Source organism: Rhabdaerophilum calidifontis, from assembly GCF_008641065.1.
Classification (GTDB): Bacteria; Pseudomonadota; Alphaproteobacteria; order Rhizobiales; family Beijerinckiaceae; genus Rhabdaerophilum; species Rhabdaerophilum calidifontis.
In genome coordinates this window covers 1-9,847 of record NZ_VTRS01000014.1, presented here as the reverse complement: position 1 = coordinate 9,847, position 9,847 = coordinate 1, and the positions used below count along the sequence as shown (strand labels likewise).

At 59.3% G+C, this 9,847-nt stretch carries 14 protein-coding genes; 10 read left to right on the top strand and 4 right to left on the bottom strand.

Translation table 11 applies throughout. The features are described 5' to 3' along the window. Positions 1-318: 318 nt before the first annotated feature. The 4 genes from FWJ24_RS14480 (at position 319) to FWJ24_RS14465 (ending at position 2,509) form a co-directional block, all read left to right on the top strand. Positions 319-633, top strand: a complete 315-nt coding sequence (locus FWJ24_RS14480) for a hypothetical protein (protein ID WP_150288546.1) — start codon at positions 319-321, stop codon at positions 631-633. A 3-nt stretch (positions 634-636) separates the two neighbouring features. Beyond that, positions 637-1,200, top strand: coding sequence for a hypothetical protein (locus FWJ24_RS14475; RefSeq protein ID WP_150288545.1), 564 nt, complete (start codon positions 637-639; stop codon positions 1,198-1,200). Further along, positions 1,200-1,922: a hypothetical protein gene (locus FWJ24_RS14470; RefSeq protein WP_150288544.1), complete on the top strand. Its 723-nt coding sequence runs from the start codon at positions 1,200-1,202 to the stop codon at positions 1,920-1,922. The genes FWJ24_RS14475 and FWJ24_RS14470 overlap by 1 nt, the downstream gene beginning before the upstream one ends. Before the next feature lie 125 nt (positions 1,923-2,047). Next, positions 2,048-2,509 carry an excisionase family DNA-binding protein gene (locus FWJ24_RS14465; RefSeq protein ID WP_150288543.1) on the top strand — a complete coding sequence of 154 codons (462 nt, stop codon included), beginning with the start codon at positions 2,048-2,050 and terminating at the stop codon, positions 2,507-2,509. A 210-nt stretch (positions 2,510-2,719) separates the two neighbouring features. Here the strand turns inward: FWJ24_RS14465 and FWJ24_RS14460 are convergent, their stop codons facing one another. Together FWJ24_RS14460 and FWJ24_RS14455 are read right to left on the bottom strand one after the other, a co-directional pair. Further along, a complete protein-coding gene (locus tag FWJ24_RS14460) occupies positions 2,720-3,130 on the bottom strand; it encodes a type II toxin-antitoxin system VapC family toxin (protein WP_150288542.1) in 411 nt (136 codons plus the stop codon). A 12-nt stretch (positions 3,131-3,142) separates the two neighbouring features. Beyond that, on the bottom strand, positions 3,143-3,412 hold the full coding sequence (locus FWJ24_RS14455; protein ID WP_150288541.1) for an antitoxin: 270 nt from the start codon (positions 3,410-3,412) through the stop codon (positions 3,143-3,145). 158 nt (positions 3,413-3,570) lie between these two features. Here FWJ24_RS14455 and FWJ24_RS14450 point away from each other — a divergent pair, with 158 nt between their 5' ends. Beyond that, the gene (locus FWJ24_RS14450; protein WP_150288540.1) at positions 3,571-3,822 is read left to right on the top strand and encodes a type II toxin-antitoxin system Phd/YefM family antitoxin; all 252 of its coding nucleotides are present in this window, start codon (positions 3,571-3,573) and stop codon (positions 3,820-3,822) included. 112 nt (positions 3,823-3,934) lie between these two features. Here FWJ24_RS14450 and FWJ24_RS14445 read toward each other — a convergent pair whose 3' ends face one another. After that, entirely contained in the window at positions 3,935-4,339 is a 405-nt protein-coding gene (locus tag FWJ24_RS14445) for a helix-turn-helix domain-containing protein (protein WP_166443739.1), read from the bottom strand. A gap of 134 nt (positions 4,340-4,473) precedes the next feature. After that, on the bottom strand, positions 4,474-4,734 hold the full coding sequence (locus FWJ24_RS14440; RefSeq protein WP_150288538.1) for a hypothetical protein: 261 nt from the start codon (positions 4,732-4,734) through the stop codon (positions 4,474-4,476). A 227-nt stretch (positions 4,735-4,961) separates the two neighbouring features. Between FWJ24_RS14440 and FWJ24_RS14435 the strand changes: the two genes are divergently transcribed. From FWJ24_RS14435 to FWJ24_RS14415, 5 genes are all read left to right on the top strand, one after another. Beyond that, on the top strand, positions 4,962-7,103 hold the full coding sequence (locus FWJ24_RS14435; protein WP_150288537.1) for a ParB/RepB/Spo0J family partition protein: 2,142 nt from the start codon (positions 4,962-4,964) through the stop codon (positions 7,101-7,103). 75 nt (positions 7,104-7,178) lie between these two features. Further along, entirely contained in the window at positions 7,179-7,682 is a 504-nt protein-coding gene (locus tag FWJ24_RS14430) for a DUF6878 family protein (protein WP_150288536.1), read from the top strand. A 12-nt stretch (positions 7,683-7,694) separates the two neighbouring features. Further along, positions 7,695-8,072, top strand: a complete 378-nt coding sequence (locus FWJ24_RS14425) for a DUF6915 family protein (protein WP_150288535.1) — start codon at positions 7,695-7,697, stop codon at positions 8,070-8,072. Next, complete coding sequence (locus tag FWJ24_RS14420) at positions 8,065-8,709, top strand: antitoxin of toxin-antitoxin stability system (protein WP_150288534.1); 645 nt, start codon at positions 8,065-8,067, stop codon at positions 8,707-8,709. The genes FWJ24_RS14425 and FWJ24_RS14420 overlap by 8 nt, the downstream gene beginning before the upstream one ends. 340 nt (positions 8,710-9,049) lie before the next feature. Beyond that, a complete protein-coding gene (locus FWJ24_RS14415) occupies positions 9,050-9,784 on the top strand; it encodes a hypothetical protein (RefSeq protein WP_150288533.1) in 735 nt (244 codons plus the stop codon). Positions 9,785-9,847 lie beyond the last annotated feature (63 nt).

Genomic DNA, 9,847 nt, shown 5'->3' with positions numbered 1-9,847 from the left:
GAAAGCCGGGCTATGGTTCCGGCGCGGTCGTCTCGTCATGGTCTCTCCTGTTCACGGCATCATGCCGATCTCAGGCAGAATTTCCACTTATCCCCGCTGTCCAGATTTCCCGAGCCAGCTCTGGGGGCTGTCCTGACCACGTCAAGAGCTGAAAACGAGCCGCATCCGGCGAAGGCTTGGCGGCCCCTGACGATGGTCGATTTGCGTCTGGTCGGACCGAACCAGATGCCAACGGCGCGCCTCTGGCATGACAGGCTTGGAGTTCCCTCGCGATCCCGAAATGCCCCACTTGGTGCAACGATAGGAGGCCAGGTAGCCATGGCCGCCAACCTCGTGATCCGTTCTCCGGAAACAGTGGTCATGCTCTCGATCCTGCAGGTGGAAGGCGCATGTGAGCGTCGGCCCGTCGCGCCGCAGGTCTGGATTTGTCCGATGCGTCTTGTGCGCTTTGATGCCCAAGGGACCACGATCCGCGAAGGCAAGGCCTGCTTCGTGGATGTTCCCGCAGGTAGCGCGGCGCCGCGCGCCTATGCCTCTTATGACCCCGGTTCCCGCGCAATCCGCCTTGGTGTTGTGGTCGGAGGAGAGGCCGTGGAGGGCTGTTCGCAATCGGTTCCCGTCAGAGGAGAGTGAGAGATGAGACCTGTCGGATTTGGCCTCGTGATCGCCGTGCTTCTCGGCACTGCCACTGGCACTGCCCTCGCGCAGAATGCCGAGTGGGCGTCGATGGAGTTCCGCGATCTCCGCGAGAAATCCTCGACGGATATTCTGCAGACCACGATGTGGCCGGCTGAGATCCGCTCGCAGAATGACTTCGTCGAAAAGGAACTGAAGCGCGATCTTGGCGGGCGTAACGCCTGGATCAATGCGCTCGTATCGACCTTCGAACTCGGCGATCAGCGCCTGGTGGTGTCCGTCCTGACATCCCGACAATGCGACAATGGTGCGAACCACAATGCCAGCGGACGAGAAGCTTCGGTTTGTCCGCTGAAGATCGCGCTGGTGTCCGGCGGGAATGTCCAGATCGCGATAGAGGATACCGGCTGCCTCGTTGAGCCGCCTGAGCAAGGGGCGCCTCTGGCCAACCAGCATGACAGCGTGCAGGTGCAGTTTGATCCGGCACGGCGTGTGGTTCGGATGCGCGCCTTAGTCGGCGGCCAGTGGGCGCCTCGCTGCTCCCGTGAGTTCCGGGTGCCGTGATGTTGTGCCTCCAGAAACGAAAGCAGGGCCAACTCGCCCGTGCCGTAACGATTGCTCTCTTCGCTCTGTTGATGCCGTTCTCGGCTACGGCCCAGCGCCAACAGTACTGCGAGCGCACCAACTATTCGGCTCAGGAGATCACCAACGCCGTGAATGCCTCGCCGCTGCGCGATGAGTTGAAAGCGACCTCCTGTTCCCTCGGCGGACTCGGTCGTTTTGAGTCGGGTGGAAACAAGGGTGTCTACAATGGGAGCTGCTGCACCGGCATCTTCCAGCTCAACAATCGGAATGTCCGCGACTACGCCGGTGTCGATCGAGAAACCTTCGGCTGCATGAGCCTGCAGGAGCAGGTCGATGCCTGGGCGCGCCTGACCAATGACGGATACAGAACCGGTGTCGTCCGGCGCCTGACCGAAATGGGCGTGTTCGATGGGCGACGCGTCGATGCGAGCTTTATCGCCGCTTGCATCCAGCTCGGCGTCGGCAATTGCCAGACCATGGTGAATTCCGGACGCTGCTCGGGTTTTGCGGATTCCAACGGCACAACCATCTGCGACATGGCGCGCGCGGCGCAAGCCAATGCCGACCCGAATTGCCAGAACAATCCCAACACTCCCGCTTGCGAGCAAGGGCCAGGGGATTTTCCGCCCGGGCAACCTGTCGCTGCGGTCCCACCAGCGCCGGCCACGACGGATATCATGGTGGGTTTGGGTGAGGTCTGAATCGCAGGCTAAGCGCTGCCTTCCAATGCGGCACTTCAGATATGGCGCTTGACAATCTTTGCACTTATTTCATTTGTTGCACTTAATGCATTTAAGAGTGCGAAAGCACCATCAGAGAGAGTGTCATGTCCCGCGCCACCACTGCACATCGTGCTCCGCCGTCCAATCCCGCTGAAGTTACGCTTGCCCGTTCCTCGGCTCAGCGCCTGGGTTCGCTTGTCCGCAGAAGCGAGCCTCTGCGTGTCCGTGTGATTGATCGCGGACAGGAGGCGCCGATTGAGCTTCCTGCCGTCGCTGTTGACCTCCTGCTGGACATCCTTGGCGCGATGGCTGCTGGCCAAGGTGTCACAATTATCCCTGAGAATGCCGAACTCACGACCGTGCAAGCTGCAGGGGTTCTCAATGTCTCGCGTCCGTTTTTGATCAAGCTCCTAGAGGATAATGCCATTCCGCATCGGAAGGTCGGGAAGCACCGCCGGGTCAGAATGGAAGACGTCATGGCCTATAAGGCGCGGGTCGACAAAGATCGGGAAACTGTGCTCGACGCTCTTGTTGCCGACGCTCAGGAGCAAGGCATGGGATACTGAGCGGGGATGACCTATACCGCCCTCCTCGACGCCAATGTGCTCTATCCCGCTGTCACGCGGGATATTCTCGTGGACGACCTTTGACCGTGCTGGCTGGAAAATGCCATGCCAACTTCCATAACTCCGCATTTGGTGGCTACAAAGCGGACATTGGGGTGGGGATCGGCAAGGTTTGATCGCGAGTGCGGCTGAAATCGCACAAAGGTGTTTTTATCCGGCTGCCCAGTCGGTCACGATCAAGCCGGGGACGCGATCGAACTCGCGGCGATTAGCGGATACGAGGACGGCGTTCCTGTAACGTGCCTGGGCCGCGATGAGCACATCATAGGGTCCAATCGGGGTGCCTTGCGCGGCGAGGTAGGCACGGATGTCGCCGGCATGCGTGGCATCGTCTGGTCCGAATTCCACGATTTCGATTGGCAACTCGAGAAATCCATCGAGCAGTGCTTCGCTTTGGGCCCGCTTTGCACTTTTGGCGATTCCATACCGGAGTTCATGGAGAACGATGGTCGAGAGGAGCAAAGGCGTTTCCCTTGAAACCTCGGTTTCAAACCTGCGCGCAACGGCGGGCACACGTTCAGTCAAGACCGCAATGATGGCGTTGGTATCGAGCAAAAACATCGGTGAGCCTGCTCAATCGAAGGACGGCTCGTTGCTCGGCATTGGCGGCTGCTCTGGCCGCCCCTCGGGCAAGAAATCTGAAGCGCCCAGGGCGCGAAGCCTAAGTCGCCATGCCGCAACATCGAATTTCGGGGTTTCGACAGGTTCGAGGACGAGCTTGTGGCCCAACCGGCTGATCCGGACTTCCTTCCCGGAAATCCGGAACTCTTTCGGGAGGCGCACGGCCTGGCTGCGGCCATGCATAAAAACCTTTCCGGTTGGGTCTTTCCGCGCAATGGACATGGTCGTCTCTTTCTGTTGGTATCACCAAAGAGACATACCATTGCTTCGGGAAACGCCAAATCACAAAATTGGGGCTGTCCCCACAACTCGGGCATCCCATTGGTGAAGAAGCAGCTTCCAGCATCCTTCAACCAGGCAGGCCGGTTTGGAGAATTGTTATGAGCAACATCGGAGCATTCGAAGCGAAGAATACGTTCGAGGCATTGCTGGATCTCGTTCAAAAGGGCGAGGATGTCGTGATCACCCGTCATGGAAAGCCCGTCGCGCGCCTTATCCCTGAGCGTCAGGCGGGCAATCGCCAACCCGCTCGCGAGGCGGTCGCCCGTATCAGGGCACGCAAACTTGCAAGAACCAGCCCCCTCCCCTTGGTTGATAATTGGCTTGCCTTCAGGAACGAGGGCCTGACGTGAGCCTGGTTCTCAAGCTCGGCGATATTGGCATGGATTTTCAGTGGTGAATCACCGCCTTCAATCGACGGAATCGTCGACCAAGTCACGGAGCAGGATGCTTACGTGTCGCTTCTCAAGCCTTTTTGCCCGGTCTCTTCGCTTGCATCATCGAATTCTTCTTGAACTCCACGCGCTGGCTTTCGAGTTGCGCAAGCGCCTCGACGCGAGCCCGACTTGAAGCCTTGATCGCTTCGAGATCAATATCGCGGGCATCCAGCGCTTTCTTCACGACGCCATCATTGAGACCGAGGAGTTCCCAGACCGAGAGGCCCAGACCCTTCGCAATGAGTTCGAGGGTATCGAGCGTCGGGTTGGCGTCGCCCTTGACGAGGAGGTAGTAGGTCCCCGGAGAAATCCCGACCTTGGCCAGAAAGCTCGCCAGATCCTCGTGGTCAGCCGCAAGCTGTTCAAGCCTGATGCCGAGTACCGATGCCAATGTCTTTTCCGCGGTCCTGCCGCGCCCCGCTTTGGGAGCCATCTGCCTGCCCGATCCATGATCCAGTGATTGGCTACAGCGTGCATACATTTTCTACGATACGCAATAGATCGCACAATGAGAGGCCTCTGGATGGATGACGGTTCCCATTGGGCCGGGTAGGAGGGAATTCCGTTCTATTGGTTCACCGGCGCCAGTTTGGCCAATCGGTCAATCGCTTCGGCGAGAAGTGATGCGTTCAGAGCTTTGCCGGAATAGGCGATCTGGACCGTCGCCCAATAGAGGACCTCGTTCGGGTCGTTGTAGAACACACCTGTCGCAAGATTGCGGGCAATCAGCTCTTTCACATTGGCTTCGGGGCATGTCCGCAGATAGGGGAGCAGCGTATCGATCGGCGCACGCTCTGGTATAGTTAGCATCTTCAGGCTTTCCGGCATCTCTCTCCCCTTTGACTGCCGTGGGCGGAAAGCGCGGAGCCATGCCATAGACTTTTATATAATACAATCTGCAATATATTAGATCATGTGTTGACCGTTTTTCGTGAAACTGTCGAGGTTTACCGCCATCTGGTCGTGGTTGAAGAAAGAGGTGAGTTCGGGCCGTTTGTGACGGTTTGAGAGGGGAAGAGAGAGGTTCTGCCCCGGCCGTCGTGGAGATGACGGACATGACCCAGACGGATTCCAGCACTGTTACTTATCGGCCCGTAGTTGGTTCCCTCGCTGCGCCCCGCGAGATTCCTCTTTCCCAGCTCGTTGCTTCCGCAGCAAATGTCCGGAAGGTTCGAGCCGTCATGAGTATTGACGATCTCGCGGAGGACATCGCACGTCGCGGGCTCCTGCAGTCGCTCTCCGTCCGTCCCGTGATCGACGAGGCTGGCCATGAGACCGGTCAGTTCGCGGTTCAAGCCGGTGGGCGGCGCCTCGCAGCCCTTCAGAAGCTGCAGACTGAAGGACGTATCAGCCCTGATCACCCGATCCCCTGCCTTGTGAAATCCACCGGCATTGAGGTCGAGGATTCGCTTGCCGAGAATGTGATGCGCGCCGGTCTTCATCCGCTCGACCAGTTCCGGGCCTTTAGGGCACTGGCCGACGATGAAGGGCTCTCGGTCGATGAGATCGCGGCACGGTTTTTCGTCTCGCCGCAGATCGTTCGTCAGCGCCTGAAACTCGCCTCCGCCAGCCTGACTCTGCTTGCGGCCTATGCCGAGGACGAGATGACGCTTGATCAGCTCATGGCCTTCTGCGTGACGGCAGATCATGCCCGCCAGGAGGCGGTCTGGGAGCAGATCCGGCATGGCTACAACAAGGAGCCTTATCTCATCCGCCGCCTTCTCACAGAAGGAGCGGTCAAGGGCAGTGACAGGCGCGTCCTTTTCGTGGGCGCTGCGGCCTATGCGGCGGCAGGTGGCGTGATCTTGCGCGACCTCTTCTCAGAGGATGGTGGGGGATGGTTCCAGGATGTCGCGCTGCTCGACCGTCTCGCCACGGAGAAGCTCGCCGAAGAAGCCGAGGCCATCGCGGCCGAGGGCTGGAAATGGGTCGAGACCGCCCTCAGCTTCCCCTATGGCCATCTCAATGGCCTGATCCGGCTCTCAGCAACGCCGGCACCGATCTCTCCCGATGAGCAGGCGCGTTATGACGCCGCCCTTGCCGAATACAATGCACTGTCAGAGGAATTCGAGGGTGCCGAGGAACTACCCGAGGAGATCGACCAGCGCATGGGCGAGCTCGAGGATATCCTTGCGAGGGTCGATGAGCGTCCCGAAATCTTCAACCCTCAGGAAATCGCCCATGCCGGGGTTTTCGTCAGCATCGAGCACGATGGTCGTTTGCGCATCGAGGCTGGCTATATTCGCCCCGAAGATCAGGCTGCAAGCACATCTGGTCAGGCGTCGGGCAATCCGACCGATGGCCATAAGCCTGCATTGTCCTGCCAGACTGGTGGCGTTGGGCCGAACGCGTCAGAGGATGCCGATGACGTCGAAACGGAGACCACGGCCCGCCTCTCCGATCGCCTGATCGCTGAACTCACGGCCTATCGGACGCTCGCCCTTCGGGAATCCCTCGCCGATGATCCCGATACCGCACTCCTCACCTTGACCCATGCGCTGGTGCTCAAGAGCTTCTATCGCTTCGCTGGTTCAGAAACCTGTCTCGAACTCGATGTCCGGTCTTCCGCGCTTGAGGCGCATGCGCCTGACCTCGGCGAAAGCGATGTCGCCAACCGCATGAGCGCTCGCCAGGCGCGCTGGGCTGGGATGCTGCCGAAGAATCCGGCTGATCTCTGGGATGCGCTTGTTGCCTTTGATGCGGATTCGCTGGCAGCGCTCTTCGCGTGGTGTGTCTCGACAGGCGTCAATGCGCTGCAACTCCCGCATATCCACCGCACCCGTGAAATCGCTCATGCCGACCGGCTCGCGGATCATGTCGATCTCGATATGCGCCGCCATTGGTCTGCGACCTCGAAAAGCTTCTTCGGGAAGGTCACGAAATCCCGGATCCTCGCGACGGTGTGCGAGGTGAAGGGCGAGGCGGCAGCCCAAATGATCGATCACCTCAAGAAATCCGACATGGCAACTGAGGCAGAGCGCCTTGTCGCTGGCGCGAACTGGTTGCCGGCCCCCTTGCGATCGACGCTTGAAAGGGGCTCGCACGCGCTTGTCGCCCCATCTGCAACGACGGTCGAAGCTCCCACACAGCCCGCCAGCGAAGGGGGCAAAGATGCCAGCTCAGAGGCTGTCACGCTCCCAGCCTTCCTGACCGAAGGCCTGGAAACGGCTGCTGCCTATCCCATCGCCGCCGAATAACCCTCCCTACTCCCATCAAATCCCCTGCCCGACCGAGCCTGTCTCGTGTCGGGCTTTTTCATTCTGGAGAGCCCCATGGCCAACGAAACCAATAATCCCGCGACGTCCGAGCCGAAGCTCATCGCCCTTCCGGTGACGATGTCCGATATCGTGGCTGAGATTGAAGCCGAGACGTCACGGCGAGCAGCTCTGCGCCCCGCGAACAAATCTGCGGTCTTTGCTGCGCTCGCCGGGGCCGGCGTCGCGACTGTCATCGTCAGCTTCGATGGCTACGGCGATAGCGGGCAGATCGAGAGCATCGAGGCGCGCGATGCCGCCAACGCGAATGTTCCACTTCCCTACCAAACGATCAGCATTGTCGCGATTGTCTGGGGACAGAGCGCGCCGGATTCCCGCCCGATGACGTTGAGCGAAGCGATCGAGCACCTGGTCTATGACGCCCTCAGCGAAACCCATGGCGGATGGGAGCTCAATGAAGGCGCTTATGGGGAGTTCGTCTTCGATGTCCCAACTCAGGAAATCCGGCTCGATTATCATGAGCGGATAACCGTCACCGAATTCTCCTCCCACACGTTCTGAGCGGAGGCGATCATGGCTCATCCCTACCACCACGCCCTCTCCTCGCAGAAAAAATGGGGCGGCACCGTCGAGGACTATCTCGCGATCCACACCTGGTTCGATGCGTCGAAGGAAATTGTCGCGGATTTCCGGCACAGGGCGCTTCGGCATCATGCCGAGGGCATCTTCATGGCCGAGACGATCTTCGGCGTGACGATCACGCTTTCCTCTGGCCGGGTCATTCCAACCCGCTGGGTTGGCGAGCAGCATGTCACCGAGGATCTCGGCTTCATCCCAAGCTTTGCCGACTGGGCTCGGGCGATCCAGCCCGCGCCTTGGATGGGGCGCACCCAGAAAATCGAGAATGATCTCGATCTTCATTTCCCGGTTCGGGAGGTCATCAATGCCTGAGGTCATCGAAACGACCGTCTATACGTTCGAAGAACTGGATGAGCGCTCCAAAGAACGCGCTCGCGACTGGTATCGTCAAGCGTCGGCTCCGGACGACTGGCATGAGTTTGTCTTCGATGATTTCGAGCACATCTGCGAGCTCCTCGGCGTGGTTCTCGCAACCCGGCCTGTCCGCCTCTATGGCGGCGGCACCCGCCAGAAACCCTGCATCTGGTTCTCGGGCTTTGCGAGCCAGGGCGACGGAGCCTGCTTCGAGGGCAGCTACAGCTATCGGAAAGGCGCGGCGCGCGCCATCCGAGCCTATGCGCCAAGGGATAAGCGGCTAGCTGCGATCACTGACCAGCTTCAGCAGATCCAGCGCAAGAACCTCTACGCCCTCGAGGCCCGCGTCACGCATCGAGGACGCTACTACCACGAGCACAGCATGGAGATTTCTGTCGAGCGGAGCAGCGATCGAGATCAGCCGCGGACTGCCGACGCCGAGGATGGCGTTTCAGAGGCCCTACAAGATCTCGCGCGTTGGCTCTATCGCCAGCTTGAGCAGGAATACGACTACCAGATGTCGAACGAGGTGGTGGATGAAGGCATCATCGCCAATGGGTACACATTCACCGAGGCTGGAAGCAGATTTGGGTAACGGCAGGAATGCGCTCTCCATTTCAGCCGGCCATTCACCTCGCCCCCTTATTGCCCCCGATGTTGGAGCGGCTCTTTGGCCGCTTTGAAGCGCTACCCGATTTTGGGCCAGCCTTGGCTGGAAACTTCCGGGGTTTAAGGCTCATCCCGGCGGGAGTGCCGGGGAGCCATTCATCAGCGTTATCGGCGGCTTGTTTCCGATCTCGCTGTGTGCCCGGATAGATGGCAGAAACAGATGCTGGAGCTCCAAGTCAGTTGCAACGCGTGCGTTATTTTGTGAAATCAAAACATAGCAACGTGAACGGGAGCGAGGAACTGTGGGGCGCAGAGGTGGAATACTGATGGCGATCGCGCGCGATGTCTCGCGCGCCCAGCGGCAGTCTGAAGCAGCGCGCGCTAGGGCCGCTCGCGAACATGATCGATATGTCAGAGCGCAACTACGGGAAGCAGCACGAGAGGAACGTGAGAACCTTCGTTCTTTGAAAGAGCAGGCCCGCTACGAAAAAGAGCAATATCTGGAAGATCGCGAACAGGAAGTCGCTGATCTCAAGGCCGAGGCCGAACAGAAGATCGAACAACTGAAAACGATCCTGAACCACACCTTGTCTGTCGATGATCGGATCGATTTTTCTGCACTCAGGATACACGACACATTTCCCGCGTTCTCTCCGACCCGCTCGCAGATCACACAGGAACCACCCCCCAATCTGGATGCCTATCTCCAACGAATTCCCGCACTTACCTTTCTGAAGAAGCTGGTACCTGGCTCTAAGGGCCGCCATGAGAAGGCGATCGACAACGCGAAATCGGAATTCGAAAAAGAGCTTGCGGCCTGGAAGTTGAGAGAGGCGCAGCGGGGCGCGACTCTAGAAGCTGCTCGGGCTGAACATTCGCGGAAGCAGCAGGACTTCGACGCGAAAAAAACTCAACGGAACGCTGAGGTCGATCTCTTTGAGGCCGATTACAAAGCTGGCGATCCAAATGCGATTGTCTCGTATTCCACTATGGTTCTGAGAGCTGGCTCGGGAAATCTGGACAGCGGGGATAAGTGGAAATTCTGCCTGAGATCGGCATGATGCCGTGAACAGGAGAGACCATGACGAGACGACCGCGCCGGAACCATAGCCCGGCTTTCAAGG